At 72.9% G+C, this 21,942-nt stretch carries 18 protein-coding genes and 1 pseudogene; 16 read left to right on the top strand and 3 right to left on the bottom strand.

The genetic code is table 11. The annotated features are described in order from the left end of the window. Nucleotides 1-155: 155 nt before the first annotated feature. The 3 genes and pseudogenes from RM609_RS27720 to RM609_RS27710 all read right to left on the bottom strand — a co-directional run. Nucleotides 156-1,517: pseudogene (locus RM609_RS27720) on the bottom strand (DUF58 domain-containing protein); the annotation flags it as partial. Then, nucleotides 1,517-2,560 (bottom strand): AAA family ATPase, encoded by a 1,044-nt coding sequence (locus RM609_RS27715; RefSeq protein WP_438828553.1) that lies wholly within the window; start codon nucleotides 2,558-2,560, stop codon nucleotides 1,517-1,519. The pseudogene RM609_RS27720 and the gene RM609_RS27715, both read right to left, overlap by 1 nt. A gap of 202 nt (nucleotides 2,561-2,762) precedes the next feature. Next, nucleotides 2,763-3,326, bottom strand: a complete 564-nt coding sequence (locus RM609_RS27710; RefSeq protein ID WP_311614314.1) for a beta-class carbonic anhydrase — start codon at nucleotides 3,324-3,326, stop codon at nucleotides 2,763-2,765. 422 nt (nucleotides 3,327-3,748) lie between these two features. Here RM609_RS27710 and rsmH point away from each other — a divergent pair, with 422 nt between their 5' ends. The 16 genes from rsmH (at nucleotide 3,749) to RM609_RS27630 (ending at nucleotide 21,862) form a co-directional block, all read left to right on the top strand. After that, nucleotides 3,749-4,708 carry a 16S rRNA (cytosine(1402)-N(4))-methyltransferase RsmH gene (rsmH, locus tag RM609_RS27705; protein ID WP_311614313.1) on the top strand — a complete coding sequence of 320 codons (960 nt, stop codon included), beginning with the start codon at nucleotides 3,749-3,751 and terminating at the stop codon, nucleotides 4,706-4,708. Further along, nucleotides 4,705-5,322, top strand: a complete 618-nt coding sequence (ftsL, locus tag RM609_RS27700) for a cell division protein FtsL (RefSeq protein ID WP_311614312.1) — start codon at nucleotides 4,705-4,707, stop codon at nucleotides 5,320-5,322. Before rsmH ends, ftsL begins: the two co-directional genes overlap by 4 nt. Nucleotides 5,323-5,329: 7 nt before the next feature. Next, complete coding sequence (locus RM609_RS27695) at nucleotides 5,330-7,231, top strand: peptidoglycan D,D-transpeptidase FtsI family protein (protein ID WP_311614311.1); 1,902 nt, start codon at nucleotides 5,330-5,332, stop codon at nucleotides 7,229-7,231. 12 nt (nucleotides 7,232-7,243) lie between these two features. Beyond that, nucleotides 7,244-8,938, top strand: coding sequence for a UDP-N-acetylmuramoyl-L-alanyl-D-glutamate--2,6-diaminopimelate ligase (locus tag RM609_RS27690; RefSeq protein WP_311614310.1), 1,695 nt, complete (start codon nucleotides 7,244-7,246; stop codon nucleotides 8,936-8,938). A 65-nt stretch (nucleotides 8,939-9,003) separates the two neighbouring features. After that, a complete protein-coding gene (locus RM609_RS27685) occupies nucleotides 9,004-10,425 on the top strand; it encodes a UDP-N-acetylmuramoyl-tripeptide--D-alanyl-D-alanine ligase (RefSeq protein WP_311614309.1) in 1,422 nt (473 codons plus the stop codon). Next, nucleotides 10,425-11,489 carry a phospho-N-acetylmuramoyl-pentapeptide-transferase gene (gene mraY, locus RM609_RS27680; protein WP_311614308.1) on the top strand — a complete coding sequence of 355 codons (1,065 nt, stop codon included), beginning with the start codon at nucleotides 10,425-10,427 and terminating at the stop codon, nucleotides 11,487-11,489. The genes RM609_RS27685 and mraY overlap by 1 nt, the downstream gene beginning before the upstream one ends. Then, nucleotides 11,471-12,913 carry a UDP-N-acetylmuramoyl-L-alanine--D-glutamate ligase gene (gene murD / locus RM609_RS27675; protein ID WP_311614307.1) on the top strand — a complete coding sequence of 481 codons (1,443 nt, stop codon included), beginning with the start codon at nucleotides 11,471-11,473 and terminating at the stop codon, nucleotides 12,911-12,913. Before mraY ends, murD begins: the two co-directional genes overlap by 19 nt. A 104-nt stretch (nucleotides 12,914-13,017) precedes the next feature. Continuing rightward, the gene (gene ftsW / locus RM609_RS27670; protein WP_311614306.1) at nucleotides 13,018-14,403 is read left to right on the top strand and encodes a putative lipid II flippase FtsW; all 1,386 of its coding nucleotides are present in this window, start codon (nucleotides 13,018-13,020) and stop codon (nucleotides 14,401-14,403) included. A 6-nt stretch (nucleotides 14,404-14,409) separates the two neighbouring features. Beyond that, complete coding sequence (murG, locus tag RM609_RS27665) at nucleotides 14,410-15,504, top strand: undecaprenyldiphospho-muramoylpentapeptide beta-N-acetylglucosaminyltransferase (protein ID WP_311614305.1); 1,095 nt, start codon at nucleotides 14,410-14,412, stop codon at nucleotides 15,502-15,504. A gap of 29 nt (nucleotides 15,505-15,533) precedes the next feature. Next, nucleotides 15,534-16,430: a cell division protein FtsQ/DivIB gene (locus tag RM609_RS27660; protein ID WP_438828552.1), complete on the top strand. Its 897-nt coding sequence runs from the start codon at nucleotides 15,534-15,536 to the stop codon at nucleotides 16,428-16,430. Nucleotides 16,431-16,670: 240 nt separating this feature from the next. Continuing rightward, nucleotides 16,671-17,915, top strand: coding sequence for a cell division protein FtsZ (ftsZ, locus tag RM609_RS27655; protein ID WP_311614303.1), 1,245 nt, complete (start codon nucleotides 16,671-16,673; stop codon nucleotides 17,913-17,915). 88 nt (nucleotides 17,916-18,003) lie between these two features. After that, on the top strand, nucleotides 18,004-18,783 hold the full coding sequence (pgeF, locus tag RM609_RS27650; protein WP_438828551.1) for a peptidoglycan editing factor PgeF: 780 nt from the start codon (nucleotides 18,004-18,006) through the stop codon (nucleotides 18,781-18,783). After that, the gene (locus RM609_RS27645; protein WP_311614301.1) at nucleotides 18,780-19,505 is read left to right on the top strand and encodes a YggS family pyridoxal phosphate-dependent enzyme; all 726 of its coding nucleotides are present in this window, start codon (nucleotides 18,780-18,782) and stop codon (nucleotides 19,503-19,505) included. Before pgeF ends, RM609_RS27645 begins: the two co-directional genes overlap by 4 nt. A 121-nt stretch (nucleotides 19,506-19,626) precedes the next feature. After that, the gene (locus tag RM609_RS27640) at nucleotides 19,627-20,241 is read left to right on the top strand and encodes a cell division protein SepF (protein ID WP_126913729.1); all 615 of its coding nucleotides are present in this window, start codon (nucleotides 19,627-19,629) and stop codon (nucleotides 20,239-20,241) included. 72 nt (nucleotides 20,242-20,313) lie between these two features. Next, nucleotides 20,314-20,598 (top strand): YggT family protein, encoded by a 285-nt coding sequence (locus RM609_RS27635; protein WP_086567466.1) that lies wholly within the window; start codon nucleotides 20,314-20,316, stop codon nucleotides 20,596-20,598. Between the two features lie 61 nt (nucleotides 20,599-20,659). Then, the gene (locus RM609_RS27630; protein WP_311614300.1) at nucleotides 20,660-21,862 is read left to right on the top strand and encodes a DivIVA domain-containing protein; all 1,203 of its coding nucleotides are present in this window, start codon (nucleotides 20,660-20,662) and stop codon (nucleotides 21,860-21,862) included. Nucleotides 21,863-21,942 lie beyond the last annotated feature (80 nt).

Below are 21,942 nucleotides of genomic sequence, written 5' to 3'. Positions count from 1 at the left end.
GCCGGGCCCGTCACACCATCCGGCCCGCCCAGGCCGCCCACCAGGCCGGTGTCGGCACCGGGGCGGCGGCCCGCCGCGCCGGCACCCGGCGCCCACACCCCGTCCGCCCCATACGTCGGCCATCCGTCCACTGTCCCCGGCACGGCCGCCGTGCCATAGGCCTCGCCCGGCGCACCCATCGCTCCCGGCGAGGCCGCCAGCCGCCACAGGTCGGGCAGTGCCGTGCCCGGGGCGACGGGCAGGGCCGTCCAGCCCGCGTCGCGCAGGACGCGCAGCCGCTCGTCGGCCGCGCGCCGGGCCGGGCCGCCCTCGGGGGCGCCCGCCCAGGCGGCCGCGTCCAGGACGAAGGCGACCGCCGTGCCGCCGCGTGGGCGCATCCGGGCGGCCAGTGCCGCCTGGGCCTCGTCCAGGTCGCCCAGGAACGCCACCAGCAGGCCCTCCCCGTCGGCGCCGCGCAGTGCCTCGTGGGCGGGGGACAGGTCGGTGTCCTCGGAGTGGTCGATCACGGCGAGGGCGTCCAGCATCAGGCCGGCGGCGCCGGACGGGTCGGGGGAGGAGCTCGCGTAGCCGCCGGGGGCGTCGTGGCCCGGCAGGGAGCTGCCCGTGTCGGTCAGCAGCCGGACCGTGAAGCCCCGCTCCAGGAGGTGCGACGCCACCGAGGCCGCCCCCGAGACGGCCCACTCGAAGGGCGAGTCGGGCCCGGCGCCCTCGTAGGCGACGGCCCGGGTGTCCAGCAGCACCGTGCAGTGCGCGCGCCGCGGCCGTTCCTCGCGGCGCACCATCAGCTCGCCGTAGCGGGCGGTGGAGCGCCAGTGGACCCGGCGCAGATCGTCGCCGTGCCGGTAGCCGCGCGGAATGACGTCGTCCTCCCCGGCGAGGGCGAGGACGCGGTACCGGCCGTCGCCGTGGCCCGCCGCCTCGCCGCCCAGGCGCACCGGAGGCAGCCGGTCGACGCGCGGCACGACGGTCAGGGTGTCGTACGCGCTGAAGCCCCGGGTCAGCTCGCACATCCCGAACGGGTCCGTCAGCCGCAGCTGGAGCGGGCCCAGGGGGTAGCGGCCGCGCAGATCGGCGCGGACCCGGTAGGAGACCTCGCGCCGCCCGCCCGGCTCCATCCGGTCCAGGACGAAGCGGGGGCGCGGGCCCAGTACGTAGGGCACCCGGTCCTGGAGCATCAGCAGGCCCGTGGGGAGCCGCGAGACATTGTCGACGCGCAGGCTCACCCGGGCCTCGGCGGTGGCGGGCACGCGCGCGGGCGCGAGGCGGCGGCTGCCGGTGACCCGGTGCCGGGTGAGGTGGAGGACCACCACGCACACCACGGGCAGCACGGCCAGCAGCAGCCCCACCCGCAGCAGGTTCTCCTGGCCCAGCACATAGGCGCAGGCCGTCGCGGCCACGCCCGCCGCCAGGAAGGAGCGCCCCCGGGTGGTCAGCCCGCCGAACGCCGCCCACAGCCCGCCACGGGCCTCACCGCCGCGGGCCTCACCGTCGTCGGGCGGGCCGCCCGGGGCGGGCATCACAGCCTCCGGGCGCCCGGAGGCTGCTGGCCGAACGGGTCGGGCAGCGGGGTGCGCCGCAGGATGTCCACGACGATCTGCTCGGCGGTGCGCCGGCCGAGCTGGGCCTGCGCCGTGGGCAGCAGCCGGTGGGCGAGCACCGGCACCGCCAGCGCCCGGACGTCGTCGGGCAGGGCGAACTCCCGCCCGGCCAGCGCGGCCGCGGCCTTCGCCGCCCGGAGCAGATGCAGTGTCGCGCGCGGCGACGCGCCGAGTCTGAGCTCGGGGTGCTGCCGGGTGGCGCCGACCACGTCCACCGCGTAGCGCAGCACGGACTCGGCGACGTGCACGGCGCGGACCGCGTCGATCAGCTTGACGATCTCGTGGGCGTGGGCGACGGGCTGGAGGTCGTCCAGCGGGGAGAGCGCGCCGTGGGTGGTCAGCATCCGCAGCTCGGCCTCCGGGCCCGGGTAGCCGATGGACACCCGGGCCATGAAGCGGTCGCGCTGGGCCTCGGGCAGCGGGTACGTGCCCTCCATCTCGACCGGGTTCTGCGTGGCCACGACCATGAAGGGGCTGGGCAGCTCATAGGTGTGCCCGTCGATGGTGACCTGGCGCTCCTCCATCGACTCCAGCAGCGCCGACTGCGTCTTGGGCGAGGCGCGGTTGATCTCGTCGCCGATGACGATCTGCGCGAAGATCGCGCCGGGCTTGAACTCGAAGTCGCGGCGCTGCTGGTCGTAGACGCTCACACCGGTGATGTCGGAGGGCAGCAGGTCCGGGGTGAACTGGATGCGCCGCACCGAGCAGTCGACGGACCGGGCCAGCGCCTTGGCGAGCATCGTCTTGCCCACGCCCGGCACGTCCTCGATCAGCAGGTGTCCCTCGGCGAGCAGCACGGTCAGCGCCAGCCGGACGACCTCCGGCTTGCCCTCGATCACGCTTTCCACCGAGCGGCGTACCCGCTCCGCGGTGGCGGTCAGCCCCGCCGCTCCCCCCGGCTCCGCCGGAGCGGGCGGACCCCCAGGACTCCCATGGCTGGCTCGCTCGTCATAGGTCGTCACCCGGCCCTCCTCGGCCCTTCACCAGGGCCGGGGGCCCGCCGGAACCTCCGGCGGCGCATGGCCCGGCCCACCCCGCTGTGGCACCCGGGGCCGCGTGGCGACCGGGCGTCCCTACGCATTCTGGCCGTCCGCACGGCGCGGCGTCACCGCCTGTGGACAACTGGTCGGCGCGCGCCGCACCGGTCGTCCACAGGCCTTGCGGTCAGGAGCTCGGGTCGATCTCGCGCAGCAGGCCGGTCGTCACGTCGAAGACAAAGCCCCGCACGTCGTCGCGGTGGGGCAGGAACGGCGAGGTCCGCACCCGCTGCATGGACTGGCGGACGTCCTGGTCGAGGTCCTTGAACGCCTCCACGGCCCACGCCGGCCGCTGGCCGACCTCGGCCTCGATCTCGTGCCGGAAGTCCTCGGTGAGGTCCAGCAGACCGCAGCCGGTGTGGTGGATCAGCACGACCGAGCGGGTGCCCAGGGCGCGCTGGCTGATGGTGAGGGAACGGATGATGTCGTCCGTGACGACACCACCCGCGTTGCGGATGGTGTGGCAGTCGCCCAGTTCCAGGCCCAGGGCGGCGTGGAGGTCGAGACGGGCGTCCATGCACGCGACCACGGCGACCTTCAGCACGGGCCGGGCGTCCATGCCCGGGTCGGTGAACGCGGCTGCGTACCGGTCATTGGCCTCCACCAGCCGGTCGGTGACGGTGGGCTCCGAGGTGCCCGTACGGCCCTGGCCGGAGCCGGGAGTGTGCGACGGTGACGCGGATATCGGCATAGGGATGAACGTAGCCGCTGCCCGGCCGCCGCGCACGCGCGGGCGTCCCTGACCAGGGCAGCGCCCGGTAACCGGCCGTTCACCGAGCCCGCCCGGCCGCCGCCCGGCCGCTGTCCGGAGCTGGTCGTTCCGCCGGGTGGTCCCCGCCGCGCGGGCGGTTGGACGCGCACGCACCGGCCGGTTGATTGACCGCGAGGACCAGTGGACTAAAGTGGCGCGAAGTGGGAGGCGTGACGCTCCCCGGAACGCTCCCCGGAACCGAAGAACCACCACGTGGCACGGTGCGTACGTACCCCTCGGCCTCCTCCCGCTCCCGGTCGCCCGGCGTCACTTCCCCGGCGCCGGAACGTCCGTTCCCCTTCGAGCGGGCGGGGACCCGGCGGTACGCGGCGCCGCGCCTCTCCCATATCTCAGAAGGGCGCATGAGCAGCAACGCGCGACACGTCCCCGTCATGCTCCAGCGCTGCCTGGACATGCTCGCCCCCGCGCTGACCGCGCCCGGAGCCGTCGTGGTCGACTGCACCCTCGGCGCCGGCGGGCACAGCGAGGCGTTGCTCAAGACCTTCCCCGACGCCCGGCTCGTCGCCCTCGACCGCGACCCCACCGCGCTCGCGCTCGCCGGCGAGCGGCTCGCCCCCTACGGCGACCGCGCCACGCTGGTGCGCGCCGTCTACCACGAGCTGCCCGAGGTGCTGGAGCGGCTGGGTATCCCGAAGGTCCAGGGCGTCCTCTTCGACCTCGGCGTCTCCTCCATGCAGCTCGACGAGGCCGACCGAGGCTTCGCCTACGCGCAGGACGCCCCGCTGGACATGCGCATGGACCAGACGACCGGCGTCAGCGCCGCCGAGGTCCTCAACACCTACCCGCCGGGCGAGCTGGTGCGCATCCTGCGCCAGTACGGCGAGGAGAAGCAGGCCAAACGCATCGTCTCGGCCATCGTCCGCGAGCGGGAGAAGGAGCCCTTCAGCAACAGCGCCCGCCTCGTCGAGCTGATCCGCGACGCCCTGCCGCAGGCCGCCAAGCGCACCGGCGGCAACCCCGCCAAGCGCACCTTCCAGGCGCTGCGCATCGAGGTCAACGCCGAGCTGGCCAGCGTGGAGGCGGCCATCCCGGCCGCCGTCGCGGCCCTGGCCGTCGGTGGCCGGATCGCGGTGCTGTCCTACCAGTCGCTGGAGGACCGCATCGTCAAGAGCGTCTTCGCCGCCGGCGCCACGAGCACCGCGCCGCCCGGGCTGCCGGTGGTGCCCGAGCGCTACCAGCCGCGCCTGAAGCTGCTGACGCGCGGTGCCGAGCTGCCCACGGAAGAGGAGATCGCCGAGAACCGGCGGGCCGCCCCCGCCCGGCTGCGCGGCGCCGAACGCATCCGCGAGGACGTCCGGTGAGCCCGGCCGGACGCCGGGGCGGCCGCCTGGTGCGGCTGCTGCCCGCCGGGCCCGCGGGAGCGAAACGCACGCCGTTCGTCCTGCTGGTCGTGGTGCTCCTCGGTTCCGGCCTCATCTCGCTGCTGCTGCTGAACTCCTCCCTCAACCAGGGTTCCTTCGAGCTCAGCCGGCTCCAGCGCACCACCACAGAACTGACCGACGAGCAGCAGGCGCTCCAGCAGGAGGTCGACCAGCTCGCCGCCCCGGACGCGCTGGAGCGCCGCGCCCGGGAGCTGGGCATGATCCCCGGCGGCAGCCCCGCCTTCCTGCTGCCCGACGGCACGGTCAAGGGCGCCCCCGCCCCCGCGACCACCGCCAACCCCGCCGACCCGGCGGCCTTCGCGCCCCCCGAGCCCCGTGGCCTGCCCCCGCTGGCCCCCGACCCCCTCGTCGCCCCGGCCACCCCCGGGCCGCCGCCCGCCGTGCTCCGCGGCGGGGAAGCGCCGGCCCCGGCGGTACAGGCCCCCGCGCGGCCCCCGGCCGCCGGGCGGCCCGCCGACGCCCCCGCGCCGGCACGTCCCAACCCGGCCCTCCCCCCGGCCCCGGTGGGCGGGAACCCCCAACAGGTCAGGTAGGTGAGTCGTGACGGCGCCCAGGCAGCCCCGCCGCCCGGTTCCCGGGCCCGCGCGTCCCGTCGCCCGGCCGGCGCGCCCCCGCCCCGGTGACCGCTCCCTGCGGCTGGGCAACCCCCGGCCCCGGCTGCGGGCGATCGGCGTGGGGCTCACGCTCGTCCTGCTGGTCTTCACGGTCCGGCTGCTCCAGGTGCAGGCCGTCGACGCCAGCGCCTACGCGGCCCGCGCCAACGTCAACCGCTACATCCCGGTGACGCTGGCCGCCGAGCGCGGCGCCATCACCGACCGCACCGGTGTGGACCTGGCCACCACCGTCGACGCCTACGACATCACCGCCGCCCCCGACCTGCTCACCCCCGAGCGGATCAAGGCCGAGGGCGCGGCCGCGCAGGCCGCCAAGCTGCTGGCCCCCGTCCTCGGCGAGGACGCGGGCGTCCTGACGGAGAAGCTCACCGCCAACCCCAAGTCGAAGTACGTCGTACTGGCCCGCCGGCAGACCCCGCAGGTCTGGAAGAAGATCGCGGACCTGAAGAAGGCACAGCAGGAGAAGGCCCGCCGCAAGCAGGGCGTCAACGTCCTGGCCGGGGTGAACCGCGAGTCGCACAGCAAGCGCGTCTACCCCAACGGCGAGCTGGCCGCCGGCCTGCTGGGCTTCGTCAACGGCGACGGCCGGGGCAGCGGCGGCCTGGAGGCCCAGCTGGAGGAGACCCTCGCCGGCCAGAACGGCAAGCGCGTCTACGCCCAGTCCGGCGGCCGGCAGGTGCCCACCGGCGACATGAAGGAACAGGCCGCCGTGCCCGGCTCCGACGTGGAGCTGACCATCGACCGCGACATCCAGTGGGCGGCCCAGAACGCCGTCGCCAAGCAGGTGCGCGATTCCGGCGCGGACCGGGGCTACGTCGTCGTCCAGGACACCCGCAGCGGCCAGATCCTGGCCATGGCCAACGCCCCCGGCTACGACCCCAACGACCTGGAGCACGCCGACCGTTCCGCACTGGGCAACGCCGCCCTCCAGGACGCCTACGAGCCCGGCAGCGTCAGCAAGATCATGACGATGGCGGCCGTGCTGGAGGAGGGCGTCGCCACGCCCGACACCCATGTGGAGGTCCCCAACCGGCTGCCGCGCGCCGACCGGGCCTTCGCCGACGACGTGGACCACCCCACCTGGCACCTGACCCTCAACGGAGTGCTCGCCAAGTCCAGCAACATCGGCACCATCCTGGCCAGCGAGCAGCTGGGCAAGACCCGGGAGGAGGCCAACGAGGTCCTCTACACCTACCTCCGCAAGTTCGGCATCGGCCGCCCCACCGGCCTCGGCTTCCCCGGGGAGACGCCCGGCCTGCTGGCCAGGCCGGGGGAATGGAAGTCCTCGCGGGCCTACACCATCCCCTTCGGCCAGGGCCTGTCCCTCAACGCCGTCCAGGCCGCCTCCGTCTACTCCACCATCGCGGCCGGCGGCGAGCGCGTACAGCCCTCCCTGGTGCGCGGCACCAAGGGGCCCGACGGCCGCTTCACCCCCGCCCAGACGTCCCCGCGCACCCGGGTGATCAGCGAGAAGACCGCCCGGCAGCTGTCGGAGATGCTGGAGTCGGTCGTCGACGACCAGGAGGGCACCGGCACCAAGGCGAAGATCCCCGGCTACCGGGTCGCGGGCAAGACCGGCACGTCCAACCGGGTGGACCCCACCACCGGCCGCTACCACGGCTACACCGCCTCCTTCGCCGGCTTCGCCCCCGCCGACCAGCCCCGGATCACCGTCTACTGCGCCATCCAGAACCCCACCAAGGGCAGCTACTTCGGCGGCCAGGTCTGCGGTCCGGTCTTCAAGCAGGTCATGGAGTTCGCGCTGAAGACCCTCCAGGTGCCCCCGTCGGGCACCCGGCCGCCGCGGCTGCCGGTGAGCTACGAGTGAGCCGGGCCGGCCGTGACGACGATCACTCCCGACCCGGGGAACCGCGGCCGGCGACGCCCCTCGCTTCGCGACGAGGCGGGTGCGCCCGGTACGCTCACCGCCGTGCCCCACGCTGATCAGTCCCACACCACCTCCCAGGACACGCCCGCCGTGTCCCCGGGAGCGCCCCGCCCCACCCGGGTCAGCCCCGTGCCCCTCACGGAGCTGGCCGCTCAGCTGGGCATCGCCGCCCCCGAGGGCGCGGAGGCCGTCGCGGTCACCGGGATCACCCATGACTCGCGCGCCGTCCGCCCGGGCGACGTCTACGCTGCGTTGCCCGGCGCCCGCTTCCACGGCGCGGACTTCGCCGCGCAGGCCGCGGGCCTCGGCGCCGCCGCCGTGCTGAGCGACCCGGCGGGCGCCGAGCGCGCCGCCGCCACCGGCCTGCCCGTGCTGACCGTGGCCGCGCCGCGCGAGCGCATGGGCGCCCTGGCCGCCACGATCTACGGCGAGCCCGCCCGCGAGCTGCTGACCGTCGGCATCACGGGCACCTCCGGCAAGACCACCACCGCCTACCTGATCGAGGGCGGCCTGCGCGCCATGGGCGGCCCCACCGGCCTGATCGGCACCGTGGAGTCCCGCATCGGCGACGAGCGGATCAAGTCGGAGCGCACCACCCCCGAGGCCACCGACCTCCAGGCGCTGTTCGCGGTGATGCGCGAGCGCGGCGTCCGCTCGCTCGCCATGGAGGTCTCCAGCCACGCCCTGCGGCTCGGCCGCGTCGACGGCTGCGTCTTCGACGTCGCCGTCTTCAACAACCTCAGCCCCGAGCACATGGAGTTCCACTCGGGCATGGAGGACTACTTCGCCGCCAAGGCGGAGCTGTTCACCAAGGAGCGCAGCCGCCTCGGCGTGGTCAACGCCGACGACGAGTACGGCCGCCGACTCGCCGCGGGCGAGTCCGAGGTCCCGGTGATCACCTTCTCCGCCGAGGGCCGCGAGGACGCCGACTGGCGCGCCGCCGACGTCGAGATCGGCCCGTTCGACTCCACCTTCACCGTGCTCGGCCCCGAGGGCGTCTCCGTGACCGCCAGGGCGCCGCTCGCCGGCCCGTTCAACGTCGCCAACGCCCTGGCCGCGATCGTCGCGCTCGTCGCCGCCGGTGCGCAGCCGCAGGCGGCCGCCGACAGCGTCGCGGCCGTCCCCGGCGTCCCCGGCCGGCTGGAGCGCGTGGACGCGGGCCAGCCCTACCTGGCCGTCGTCGACTACGCCCACAAGACGGACGCCGTCGAATCGGTTCTCCGCGCCCTGCGCGCGGTCGGCAGCGGCCGCGTCCACGCCGTGCTCGGCTGCGGCGGCGACCGCGACACCACCAAGCGCGCCCCCATGGGCCGCGCGCTGGCCCGCCTCGCCGACACGGCCGTGCTGACCTCCGACAACCCCCGCTCCGAGGATCCCCTCGCGATCCTCGCCGCCATGCTCGCGGGCGCCGCCGAGGTGCCCGCCGCCGAGCGCGGCACCGTCCTCCTGATGGAGGACCGCGCCGCCGCCATCGCCGCCGCCGTCGCCCGCGCCGAACCCGGCGACACCGTCCTGGTCCTCGGCAAGGGCCACGAACAGGGCCAGGACATCGCCGGAGTGGTACGCCCCTTCGACGACCGCCAGGTGCTGCGCGAGGCCATCGAGCACCGGCAGGCGGCCACCACGCACCGGAACGATCAGGGATGACCAACCGCCATGCGCGCACAACCCTCCCCCCGGCAGCTCCCCCGAACGGCAGGAGGTGACCTCCGGTGATCGCACTGACCCTCGCCGAGATCGCCGCGATCGTCGGCGGACAGCAGCACGACATACCGGACCCGGGGCTCATCGCCACCGGCCCGGTCGTGATCGACTCCCGTGAGGTGCGGCCCGGCAGCCTCTTCGCCGCGCTGCCCGGCGACCGTGTCGACGGCCACGACTACGCCGAGCGCGCCATCGCCTCGGGCGCGGCGGCCGTACTGGCCGCTCGGCCCGTCGGCGTACCCGCGATCGTCGTCCCCGACGTCGTCGAGGCACTGGGCGCCCTCGCCCGCGCCGTGGTGGAGCGGCTCGGCGCCACCGTCGTCGGCCTCACCGGCTCGGCCGGCAAGACCAGCACCAAGGACCTGATCGCCCAGCTGCTGGAGCGCCTCGGCCCGACCGTGTGGACGCCCGGCAACTTCAACAACGAGATCGGCCTGCCGGTCACGGCCCTGATGGCGACCGACGACACCCGTCACCTCGTGCTGGAGATGGGCGCCCGGGGCATCGGCCACATCCGGTACCTCGCCGGGCTCACCCCGCCCCGCGTCGGCCTCGTCCTCAACGTCGGCACCGCCCACATCGGCGAGTTCGGCGGCCGCGAGGCGATCGCCGAGGCCAAGGGCGAACTGGTCGAGGTGCTGCCCGCCGCCGACGAGGGCGGCGTCGCCGTGCTCAACGCCGACGACCCCCTGGTCCGCGCCATGAGCGCCCGCACCAAGGCCCGTACGCTCCTCTTCGGCGAGGCCCCGGACGCGGACGTCCGGGCGGAGCAGGTCCGGCTCGACGACTTCGGCCGGCCCTCCTTCACGCTTCACACACCCACCGGGTGCGCCGACGTGACCATGCGGCTGTACGGTGAGCACCACGTGTCGAACGCGCTCGCCGCGGCCGCCGTCGCCCATGAGCTGGGCATGCCCGTAGCGGAGATCGCCGCCGCGCTCTCCGGGGCGGGCCAGCTCTCCCGCTGGCGCATGGAGGTCACCGAGCGCGCGGACGGCGTGACGATCGTCAACGACGCCTACAACGCGAACCCCGAATCCATGCGAGCGGCGCTGCGCGCGCTGGCCGCGATGGGCGAAGCCGCCCGGGCTAGGGGTGGACGGACGTGGGCAGTACTCGGTCGGATGGCCGAGCTGGGCGAGGAGTCACTCGCCGAGCACGACGCGGTCGGACGGCTGGTCGTCCGGCTCAATGTCGGCAAGCTCGTGGCAGTCGGGGGCAGGGAAGCGGCCTGGTTGCAGATGGGCGCCTATAACGAGGGTTCGTGGGGTGAGGAGTCGGTGCACGTGTCCGACGCGCAGGCGGCCGTCGACCTGTTGCGCAGTGAGCTGCGCCCGGGAGACGTCGTGCTGTTGAAGGCGTCCCGGTCGGCGGGGCTGGAGCGGGTGGCCGAGGCGCTGCTCGCGGTCGACGGCGAGGTCGCCGGCTGATGAACCAGATCCTCTTCGCGGGTGTCATCGGTCTGATCCTGACCCTCATCGGCACCCCGCTGCTGATCAAGTTCCTCGCCCGCAAGGGCTATGGCCAGTTCATCCGCGACGACGGCCCCCGCGGCCACGCCGGGAAGAAGGGCACGCCCACCATGGGCGGCATCGCCTTCATCCTGGCCACGCTGATCGCGTACGCCCTGACGAAGGTGATCACCAGCCACTCGCCGACGACCTCGGGCCTGCTGGTGCTCTTCCTGACCGCCGGCATGGGTCTGGTCGGCTTCCTCGACGACTACATCAAGATCGTCAAGCAGCGCAGCCTCGGTCTGCGCGCCAAGGCGAAGATGGCCGGCCAGCTGATCGTCGGTATCGCCTTCGCCGTCCTCGCGCTCCAGTTCGCCGACACCCGGGGCCAGACCCCGGCCTCCACGCGGCTGTCCTTCACCCAGGACTTCGGCTGGTCCGTCGGCCCCGTGATCTTTGTGATCTGGGCGCTGTTCATGATCCTCGCGATGTCGAACGGCGTGAACCTCACCGACGGCCTCGACGGCCTGGCCACCGGCGCCTCCGTGATGGTCTTCGGCGCGTACGTCTTCATCGGCACCTGGCAGCACGGCCAGTGGTGCGGCAACTCGCTCACCGCCGGCGCCGCCTGTTACGAGGTGCGCGACCCGCTCGACCTCGCCGTGGTCGCCTCGGCCCTGATGGGCTCCTGCTTCGGCTTCCTGTGGTGGAACACCTCGCCCGCCAAGATCTTCATGGGTGACACCGGCTCGCTCGCCCTCGGCGGCGCCCTCGCGGGCCTGGCGATCTGCTCCCGCACCGAGCTGCTGCTCGCCCTCCTGGGCGGTCTGTTCGTCCTCATCACCATGTCCGTGGTGATCCAGGTCGGCTCGTTCCGGATGACCGGGAAGCGCGTCTTCCGGATGGCCCCGCTCCAGCACCACTTCGAGCTCAAGGGGTGGAGCGAAGTCCTTGTGGTGGTCCGCTTCTGGATCATCCAGGGCCTGTGCGTGGCCGTCGGACTCGGAATCTTCTACGCCGGATGGTTGGCCATCAAGTGAGCACCGCGGAGTTCAGCGGCAAGCACATCACCGTCGCCGGCCTCGGCGTGAGCGGCGTCAGCGCCGCCCGCGCCCTGGCCGGCCTCGGCGCGACCGTCACCGTCGTCGACGGTGGCGACGGCGAGGCCCTGCGCGAGCGCGCGGCCGCCCTGGAGGCCGCCGGGATCACCGTCCGCCTCGCCGACGCCGACACCCTGCCCGAGGGCACCGACCTCGTCGTCACCTCGCCCGGCTGGAAGCCCGACAGCCCGCTCTTCGCGGCCGCCGCCGAGGCGGGCGTGGACGTGGTCGGCGACGTCGAGATCGCCTGGCGGCTGCGCGGCCCGGACGCCGCGCCCTGGCTGGCGATCACCGGCACCAACGGCAAGACCACCACCGTGCAGATGCTCGCCTCCATCCTGAAGGCCGCCGGGCTGCGCACGGCCGCCGTGGGCAACATCGGCACCCCGATCATCGACGTGGTGCTCGGCGACGAGCCCCACGACGTGCTCGCCGTCGAGCTCTCCAGCTACCAGCTGCACTGGGCGCCCTCGCTGCGCGCCCACTCCGCGGCCGTGCTCAACCTCGCCCCCGACCACCTCGACTGGCACGGCTCCATGCGCGCCTACGCCGCCGACAAGGGCCGGATCTACGAGGGCAACGAGATCGCCTGCGTCTACAACGTCGAGGACCCGCGCACCGAGCGCCTGGTGGAGCAGGCCGACGTCGAGGAGGGCTGCCGGGCCATCGGCTTCACCCTCGGCGCCCCCGGCCCCTCCATGCTCGGCGTCGTCGACGGCCTGCTCGTCGACCGCGCCTTCGTGGAAAACCGCCACCAGCAGGCCCAGGAGCTGGCCGAGGTCTCCGACGTCCACCCGCCGGCCCCGCACAACATCGCCAACGCCCTGGCCGCCGCCGCCCTGGCCCGCGCCTTCGGCGTGGAGGCCGCGGCCGTCCGCGACGGCCTGCGCGCCTTCCGGCCCGACGCCCACCGCATCGCCCACGTCGCCGACGTCGACGGCGTCGCCTACGTGGACGACTCCAAGGCCACCAACACCCACGCCGCCCAGGCGTCGCTCGCGGCGTACGGGTCGATCGTGTGGATCGCCGGCGGCCTCGCCAAGGGCGCCACCTTCGACGACCTGGCCGCCTCCGCCGCGAAGCGGCTGCGCGGAGTCGTCCTGATCGGGGCCGACCGGGCGCTGATCAGGGAAGCCCTGACGCGACACGCCCCGGATGTGCCGGTGGTGGACCTCGACCGGACCGACACTGGGGCGATGGCCGAGGCGGTCCGTGAGGCGGCGCGGCTCGCCGGCCCGGGGGACACCGTCCTCATGGCCCCGGCCTGTGCGTCGATGGACATGTTCACCAACTACAACGAGCGCGGCGAGGCCTTCGCCGAGGCGGTGCGGGCCCTGGCGGCCGGCCGCGGCAAGGACGCGTAGCCCGCCGGTCCCCGCGGCCGGGCGCCGCGCCCGCAACCGACGAGCGCGGCGATCCGGCCCGGCGACGCGGCCGGACGGCGCGGGAGACAGCGGAGGCGACCCGGATGCACGCGGACGACATGCTGACACCGGCCGGCGTGTGGACGGCCCTGCGCGGGCCCGCGGCGGGCTCCCGGTCCGTACGGGCGCCCCGCCCGGCGGCCCGTGGCGGGTCCGGGCGCTCCCCCGCGCCCCGGCGGCCCCCCCGGGGCCGGGGCGGCGGTCTGCGGGGCCTCCACGCCCGCGCCAGGCGCGCCTGGGACCGGCCGCTGACCGCGTACTACCTGGTGCTCGGCGGCTCCCTGCTGATCACCGTGCTCGGCCTGGTGATGGTCTACTCCGCCTCCCAGATCAAGGCCCTCCAGAACGGCCTGGCCCCCAGCTACTTCTTCCGCAAACAGCTGCTGGCCGCCGCCATCGGCACCGTCCTGCTGCTCGCCGCCGCCCGCACACCGGTCCGGCTGCTGCGCGCCCTGGCCTACCCGCTGCTGGCCGTCTCGGTCTTCCTGCTCTGCCTGGTCCAGGTGCCCGGCATCGGCGAGACCATCAACGGCAACACCAACTGGATCTCGCTCGGCGGGCCCTTCCAGATGCAGCCCAGCGAGTTCGCCAAGCTCGCGCTCGTGCTGTGGGGCGCCGACCTGCTCGCCCGCAAGCACTCCAAGAAGCTCCTCACCCAGTGGAAGCACCTGCTGGTGCCGCTGGTGCCGGTCACCTTCCTGCTGCTGGGCCTGATCATGCTCGGCGGCGACATGGGCACCACCGTGGTCCTCACCGCGGTGCTCCTCGGCCTGCTGTGGGTGGCGGGCGCCCCCACCCGGCTCTTCTCCGGGGTGTTCGGAGTCACCGCCGCCCTCGCCGTACTCTTCATCAAGACCAGCGCGAACCGGATGTCCCGGCTGGAGTGCATCGGGGCCACGGACCCGGGCGACCACGACCAGTGCTGGCAGGCCGTCCACGGCATCTACGCGCTGGCCAACGGTGGCTGGTTCGGTGCCGGACTCGGGGCGAGTGTGGAAAAATGGGGTGAACTACCCGAGCCGCACACGGACTTCATCTTCGCCATCACCGGCGAGGAGCTGGGTCTCGCGGGGACGCTGTCGGTACTCGCCCTGTTCGCGGCTCTAGGCTATGCGGGTATCCGCGTGGCCGGACGCACGGAGGACCCCTTCGTGAGGTACGCCGCGGGAGGCGTGACCACCTGGATCACGGCCCAGGCCGTGGTCAACATCGGTGCGGTGCTCGGCCTGCTGCCGATCGCCGGTGTCCCGCTCCCGCTGTTCTCCTACGGAGGGTCAGCCCTGCTGCCGACCATGTTCGCCATCGGACTGCTCATCGCCTTCGCGCGCGACGAACCCGGTGCGCGGGCGGCGCTGGCCATGCGGCAGCCTGGGGTGAGATGGAAGACGATGAGACGGCGCGTCAAGAAGCGACCGTCCGGAGAGCGGTGAATTTCGGTGCATGTCGTACTCGCCGGCGGAGGAACCGCCGGACACATCGAGCCCGCGCTCGCCCTCGCGGACGCCCTGCGCAGGCAGGACCCGACCGTGGGGATCACAGCGCTGGGCACGGAGCGCGGCCTGGAGACCCGGCTGGTGCCCGAGCGGGGCTATGAGCTGGGGCTGATCCCCGCCGTACCGCTGCCCCGCAAGCCCACCCCGGAGCTGATCACCGTCCCCGGGCGGCTGCGCGGCACCATCAAGGCCGCCGAGCAGATCCTGGAGCGCACCAAGGCGGACTGCGTGGTCGGCTTCGGCGGCTATGTGGCACTGCCCGGCTACCTGGCCGCCAAGCGGCTCGGCGTGCCGATCATCGTCCACGAGGCCAACGCCCGCCCCGGCCTGGCCAACAAGATCGGCTCGCGCTACGCCGCCGGGGTCGCCGTGAGCACCCCCGACAGCAAGCTGCGCAACGCCCGCTACGTCGGCATCCCGCTGCGCCGCACCATCGCGACCCTGGACCGGGCCGCCATGCGCCCCCAGGCCCGGGCCGCCTTCGGGCTCGACCCCAACCTGCCCACGCTGCTGGTCTCCGGCGGCTCGCAGGGCGCCCGCAGGCTGAACGAGGTCGTCCAGAACGTCGTCCCGTTCCTCCAGCGCGCGGGCATCCAGGTGCTCCACGCGGTGGGTCCGAAGAACGAACTGCCGCGCGTCGACAACATGCCCGGAATGCCGCCCTATATCCCGGTATCGTATGTAGACCGGATGGACCTCGCGTACGCCGCGGCCGACATGATGCTCTGCCGCGCGGGCGCGATGACCGTCGCCGAGCTGTCCGCCGTCGGCCTCCCGGCGGCCTATGTCCCGCTGCCCATCGGCAACGGCGAGCAGCGGCTCAACGCCCAGCCGCTGGTCAAGGCGGGCGGCGGCCTGCTGGTCGACGACGCCGAGCTCACCCCCGAGTGGGTGACGTCCAATGTGCTTCCGGTGCTGTCCGATCCGCACCGGCTGTACGACATGTCCCGGGCCGCCGCCGAGTTCGGCCGGCGCGACGCCGACGAGCTGCTGGTCGGCATGGTGTACGAGGCGATCGCCGCACGCAGAGCGGGCTGACGGCCCGTAGGAGCAGGAGGCTGGGGAACGTGGCCGGACCGACGACCGCCCGGCGTGGGGCCGCTAAGAACGGCAAGTCCAAGTCCTCCGGGGCCGCGAGGTCTTCCGGGTCCTCCGGATCGCCCAGGCGGCCCAAGCCGTCCCGGTCACCGTCCTCCGGCACGCCCCGGCGGGGCCGCGCGCCCCGCCGGAGCGGCCCGGGCGGCCCCCGCTCCCGCCTCCGCTCCGGCGTGCGCGGACCGCTCGTCTGGGCGGTCGTCAGCCTGCTGTCCGGCGCCGCCGCCATCTGGGTGCTCTACGGCTCCGGCTGGCTGCGCGTCACCCGCGTGGAGGTCAGCGGCACCACGGTGCTGACGGCCGCACAGGTGCGCGAGGCGGCCCGGGTGCCGCTGGGCGACCCCCTGGCGTCCGTGGACACCGACGCCATCGAGGAACGGCTGCTGACCCGGCTGAAGCGGATCGAGTCGGTGGACGTCGTACGTTCCTGGCCGCACGCGATCGGTCTGAAAGTGACCGAACGACGCCCCAAGGTCCTGCTCGAAAAGAGCGGGAAGTTTATTGAAATCGACGGCAGCGGAGTGCGCTTCGCCACAGTCGATCAAGCCGTGCCCGGGGTGCCCCGGCTCGTGGTGGAGAGCTCCGGCCCGTCCGCCGGCCGCCGGTTCGGCGTGGAGCGGCTGGAGCGCGAGGCCGCCCGCGTCGCCGCCGACCTGCCCGCCGAGGTGCGCCGGGACACCAGGGCCATCCGGGTGCGCTCCTACGACTCCATCACCGTGGAGCTGACGGATGATCGGACGATCGCCTGGGGCAGTGGTGAGCGGGGCGAGGCGAAGGCCCGTACGCTCGTCGCGCTCCTCAAAGCCGCGGGGGGCGCGAAACACTTCGATGTGAGCGCCCCGGCGGCGCCTGCGGTGTCCGGGAGTTGACGTCGTTCCCGGCTGGCCAGCACCCTGGTTGGCTACGGCTATGGGTGATCACATAGGGTGAAAAGAAAAACGGGAGGTTCGGCGTGTTCGTTGAAGCGCCGCCGCTTGTCGACTTAGTGTCCTGCTTCAGAGAACCCAGGGAACAGTGACACCGGTAACCCTAAACTTCAACGTTAGGGTTCGGGTCGGCATTGAGAACCGCCCCCAGGCATACGTAACTCGAGGCGAGAGGCCTTCGACGTGGCAGCACCGCAGAACTACCTCGCAGTCATCAAGGTCGTCGGTATCGGCGGCGGTGGCGTGAACGCCATCAACCGGATGATCGAGGTCGGTCTCAAGGGCGTCGAGTTCATCGCGATCAACACCGATGCACAGGCCCTGCTGATGAGCGACGCCGACGTCAAGCTCGACGTCGGCCGGGAGCTCACGCGCGGCCTCGGCGCCGGCGCGAACCCCGATGTCGGCCGCAAGGCGGCCGAGGACCACCGCGAGGAGATCGAGGAGGTCCTCAAGGGGGCCGACATGGTCTTCGTCACCGCCGGCGAGGGCGGTGGCACCGGCACCGGCGGCGCGCCCGTCGTGGCCAACATCGCCCGCTCGCTGGGCGCCCTGACGATCGGTGTGGTCACCCGCCCCTTCACCTTCGAGGGCCGGCGCCGGGCGAACCAGGCCGAGGACGGCATCGCCAGCCTCCGCGACGAGGTCGACACCCTCATCGTCATCCCCAACGACCGGCTGCTGTCCATCTCGGACCGCCAGGTGAGCGTGCTCGACGCGTTCAAGTCGGCCGACCAGGTCCTGCTCTCCGGTGTCCAGGGCATCACCGACCTGATCACCACCCCGGGCCTGATCAACCTGGACTTCGCGGACGTCAAGTCCGTGATGTCCGAGGCGGGCTCGGCCCTCATGGGCATCGGCTCGGCCCGCGGCGACGACCGTGCCGTGGCCGCCGCCGAGATGGCCATCTCCTCGCCGCTGCTGGAGGCGTCCATCGACGGCGCCCGCGGTGTGCTGCTCTCCATCTCCGGCGGCTCCGACCTCGGTCTCTTCGAGATCAACGAGGCCGCGCAGCTGGTCAGCGAGGCCGCCCACCCCGAGGCCAACATCATCTTCGGTGCCGTCATCGACGACGCCCTGGGCGACGAGGTCCGCGTCACGGTCATCGCGGCCGGCTTCGACGGCGGCCAGCCGCCGGCCAAGGGCAGCCGCGACAAGGTGCTCGGCGGTTCCTCCTCCTACGGCTCCGGCCGCGAGGAGAGCCAGGTCGGCGCCCCCGGCCGGCAGGCCCCGGCACAGTCCGAGCCGTCCCGCCCGTCCTTCGGCGGTCTCGGCGGCGTGACCCCGCGCACCGAGGAGCCCGCGGTCGAGCCGTCGCCGGTCGCCGAGGTGCCCCCGCCGCCGGTCAGCTCCCCGCAGGTGCCGCCGGCCCGTCCGTACCAGGACTCGACGGCCGAGGAACTGGACGTTCCCGACTTCCTCAAGTGAGCAGTCCGAAGTGAACCGGTCCACCGGCGACCGGGCCTGAAGCCGACCCAGCCCGAAGTGACACCGAAGAACCACTGAACGGCACCGAGTGATAGGGCAGCAGCACACAGTGCCCCCCGTAGAACACGTGGCACACGCGAGCGGCGCGCACTTCGCCTCCACCGACAGGTGGGGCGGGGTGAGCGCCGCTCCGTATGCGGAGCTCAACCTCGGCGGAGCGGTCGGCGACGACCCGGCCGCCGTCCGGACCAACCGCCGGCGGGCGGCCGAGGCCCTCGGTCTCGACCCGGCCGCCGTCGTCTGGATGAACCAGGTGCACGGCAACGACGTCGCCGTGGTGGACGGGCCCTGGGCGGCGAACGGGCGACCGGCGGACGAGATCCCGGCGGTGGACGCGGTGGTGACCACCCGTCGGGGCCTGGCCCTCGCGGTCCTCACCGCCGACTGCGTCCCGGTGCTCCTGGCCGATCCGGTCGCCGGAATCACGGGCGCCGCCCACGCCGGGCGGCCGGGACTGGTCGCCGGGGTGGTCCCGGCGGTGGTCGCGGAGATGCTCCGGCTCGGCGCCGAGCCGGACCGGATCGTCGGACACATCGGCCCCTCGGTCTGCGGCGGCTGCTACGAGGTGCCCGAGGCGATGCGCGCCGAGGTCGCCGAGGCGGCGCCCGAATCCTGGGCCACCACCCGGCGGGGCACCCCGGCGGTGGACGTGGCGAACGGGGTAGCGGCCCAGCTCGGCCGAATGGGCGTCACGGGCGTCGGCAGATCGGACGTCTGCACGATGGAGTCCGCCGACCACTTCTCCTACCGGCGCGAGCGGACCACGGGACGGCTGGCCTCCTATGTGTGGCTGGAGGAGCAGTCATGACGGACCGCAAGGACCAGTTGGCCGAGAACCTCGCCCGTGTGGAGGAACGTATCTCCTCCGCCTGCGCCTCGGCCGGCAGACAGCGGAACGAGGTGACCCTGATCGTGATCACCAAGACCTACCCCGCGAGCGACGTCCGTCTCCTCGCGGAGCTGGGGGTCCGTCACGTCGGCGAGAACCGCGACCAGGACGCCGCCCCCAAGGCGGCGGAGTGCTCGGATCTGCCCCTTACCTGGCACTTCGTCGGACAGTTGCAGACAAACAAGGTCCGATCGGTGGTGGATTACGCCGGTCTGGTGCACTCCGTTGACCGGGACCGACTGGTCACGGCCCTGTCCCAGTCGGCCGTCCGGGCCGGGCGGGAGACCAAGCTCGACTGCCTGATCCAGGTGGCGCTCGACGCGGAGTCCGGGGAGCGCGGGACACGGGGAGGTGTCGCGCCCGACGGCGTGGCGGCCCTGGCCGACGCGATCGCCGGGGCGGAAGGGCTGCGGCCGGCGGGGCTGATGACGGTCGCTCCGCTCAGCGGACCCTTCGCGGGCAGGCCGAGAGCCGCTTTTGACCGGCTGATGGAAATCGCAACGGACCTGCGCGCGGCTCATCCGACTGCGAACATGGTGTCAGCAGGGATGAGCGCGGATCTCGAGGACGCCGTGGCGGCCGGTGCGACACATGTACGTGTCGGCTCAGCGGTACTCGGAGTCCGACCCCGGCTCGGGTAACGTCGCCAGGAAGTCGGACCACAGCAGAAAATATGGTCATTCCCGCCAAAAGGCGGGCGGACCGCGTGGATCCGGGCGCCGTTGACGGAGCCGATCCACCACAGAGCGGAGGATGCGGAGAATGGCCGGCGCGATGCGCAAGATGGCGGTCTACCTCGGCCTCGTGGAGGACGATGGGTACGACGGCCCGGGGTTCGACCCCGATGACGAGTTCGAACCTGAGCCGGAGCCGGACCGGCGCCGGCAGCAGCAACACCAGGCGCACACGGCACAACAGACGCAATCGGACGAACCGGTTCGAGTCGCCCAGCCGCCCGCGCAGCGCGAACCCGCTCCGCTCGTAGCGGAACCGGGACGACCCGCCCGAATCGCCCCCGTGTCGTCCATCACACCCGAACGCCACTCTCTGGAGAAGAACGCACCGGTGATCATGCCCAAGGTTGTGTCCGAGCGGGAGCCCTACCGCATCACCACATTGCATCCCCGGACCTACAACGAGGCCCGTACCATCGGGGAACACTTCCGTGAGGGCACTCCGGTGATCATGAATCTCACCGAGATGGACGACACCGATGCGAAGCGACTTGTCGACTTCGCGGCCGGTCTGGTCTTCGGACTCCACGGCAGCATCGAGCGGGTGACACAGAAGGTGTTCCTGCTGTCGCCTGCTAACGTCGATGTCACGGCGGAGGACAAGGCCCGCATCGCAGAGGGTGGGTTCTTCAACCAGAGCTGAGACGCAACACCGGGCAATCCGGACAACGGCCAGTCAGGCCGAGGTACGAGCAAGGGGAGAGGGAAGCGCGGGATGGGCATCGCACAGCAGGTGATCTACATCGCGCTGTACTGCTTCCTGATCGTGCTGATCTTCCGGCTGGTGATGGATTACGTCTTCCAGTTCGCCCGCTCGTGGCAACCCGGTAAGGCGATGGTGGTCCTCCTGGAGGCCACCTACACTGTCACCGATCCGCCACTCAAGCTTCTGCGGCGGGTCATCCCGCCGCTGCGTCTCGGGGGCGTAGCGCTCGACCTGTCCTTCTTCGTACTGATGATCATCGTCTACATCCTGATCACCGTCGTGAGCCGGCTGTGAACGCGGCTGTGAACGATACGGTCTTGCCGATTGCCGACGACTACGTTGAGGTGAAGAAGAGATGCCGCTGAGCCCCGAGGACGTGCGGAACAAGCAGTTCACGACCGTCCGCCTCCGAGAAGGCTATGACGAGGACGAGGTCGATGCCTTTCTCGACGAGGTGGAGGCGGAACTGACCCGCCTGCTCCGGGAGAATGAGGACCTGCGCGCCAAGCTGGCCGCCGCGACGCGTGCCGCCGCGCAGAACCAGCAGCAGAACATGCGTAAGCCGGAGCCCCAGGACCAGCGACCCGGCGCTCCGGTGCCCGCCGCCATATCGGGCCCGCAGCCGGTGCCGCCGAACCAGCAGCAGATGGGCGGTCCGCCGCAGCTTCCGGGCGGTGCCCCGCAGCTGCCGGCCGGTCCGGGCGGTCACGGCCACGGTCCCCAGGGTCCGCACGGTCCCGGCCCGATGGGACAGAACGGTCCGATGGGTGGCCCGATGGGCGGCCCCATGGGACAGAACGGACCGATGGGGCAGAACCCCATGGGGCAGAACGGACCGATGGGCCAGAACGGTCCGATGGGTCAGAACCCCATGGCGCAGAACCCCATGGCACAGAACGCCCCCATGGGCGCACCGCAGCTGCCGCAGCCGGGCCAGGGTCCGGGCGGCGACAGCGCGGCCCGTGTTCTCTCGCTCGCGCAGCAGACGGCCGATCAGGCGATCGCGGAGGCCCGTTCCGAGGCCAACAAGATCGTCGGCGAGGCCCGCAGCCGCGCCGAGGGTCTGGAGCGGGACGCCCGTGCCAAGGCGGACGCCCTGGAGCGGGACGCCCAGGAGAAGCACCGTGTCGCGATGGGCTCCCTGGAGTCCGCCCGCGCCACGCTGGAGCGCAAGGTCGAGGACCTGCGCGGCTTCGAGCGCGAGTACCGCACGCGACTGAAGTCCTACCTGGAGAGCCAGCTGCGTCAGCTGGAGAACCAGGCGGACGACTCGCTGGCCCCGCCGCGCACCCCGGCCGCCGCGTCGCTGCCGCCGGCCCCCTCGATGAGCGGGTCGATGGCCTCGGCCGGTGCGAGCATGGGCGGTCACTCCATGGGCGGCAACCAGTCCATGGGCGGCCACGGCGGCCCGTCGACGGGTGCCCCGTCGTACGGCGGTCAGCAGCAGATGTCTCCGGCCATGACGCAGCCGATGGCTCCGGTGCGGCCGCAGGGTCAGCAGCCGATGCAGGCGCCTTCGCCGATGCGTGGGTTCCTCATCGATGAGGACGACAACTGACGGTTCGCGAACCGTCGGCACACATTGGGCCGGGCCCCTGGGTGATCCCAGGGGCCCGGCCCAATTGCGCGCCTTCGGCG

It is taken from the genome of Streptomyces hesseae (genome assembly GCF_031845785.1).
Taxonomy (GTDB): Bacteria; Actinomycetota; Actinomycetes; order Streptomycetales; family Streptomycetaceae; genus Streptomyces; species Streptomyces hesseae.
Note: the sequence above shows the minus strand (reverse complement) of the source record. Positions and strands in the feature narration are given on the sequence as shown.

What these genes read in the sequence shown, in the direction of transcription:
- RM609_RS27710 (WP_311614314.1), bottom strand. Translation starts at nt 3,326, where the DNA reads ATGCCGATATCCGCGTCACCGTCGCACACTCCCGGCTCCGGCCAGGGC.
- rsmH (WP_311614313.1), top strand. Translation starts at nt 3,749, where the DNA reads ATGAGCAGCAACGCGCGACACGTCCCCGTCATGCTCCAGCGCTGCCTG.
- mraY (WP_311614308.1), top strand. Translation starts at nt 10,425, where the DNA reads ATGAACCAGATCCTCTTCGCGGGTGTCATCGGTCTGATCCTGACCCTC.
- murD (WP_311614307.1), top strand. Translation starts at nt 11,471, where the DNA reads ATGGTTGGCCATCAAGTGAGCACCGCGGAGTTCAGCGGCAAGCACATC.
- ftsW (WP_311614306.1), top strand. Translation starts at nt 13,018, where the DNA reads ATGCACGCGGACGACATGCTGACACCGGCCGGCGTGTGGACGGCCCTG.
- RM609_RS27645 (WP_311614301.1), top strand. Translation starts at nt 18,780, where the DNA reads ATGACGGACCGCAAGGACCAGTTGGCCGAGAACCTCGCCCGTGTGGAG.
- RM609_RS27640 (WP_126913729.1), top strand. Translation starts at nt 19,627, where the DNA reads ATGGCCGGCGCGATGCGCAAGATGGCGGTCTACCTCGGCCTCGTGGAG.
- RM609_RS27635 (WP_086567466.1), top strand. Translation starts at nt 20,314, where the DNA reads ATGGGCATCGCACAGCAGGTGATCTACATCGCGCTGTACTGCTTCCTG.
- RM609_RS27630 (WP_311614300.1), top strand. Translation starts at nt 20,660, where the DNA reads ATGCCGCTGAGCCCCGAGGACGTGCGGAACAAGCAGTTCACGACCGTC.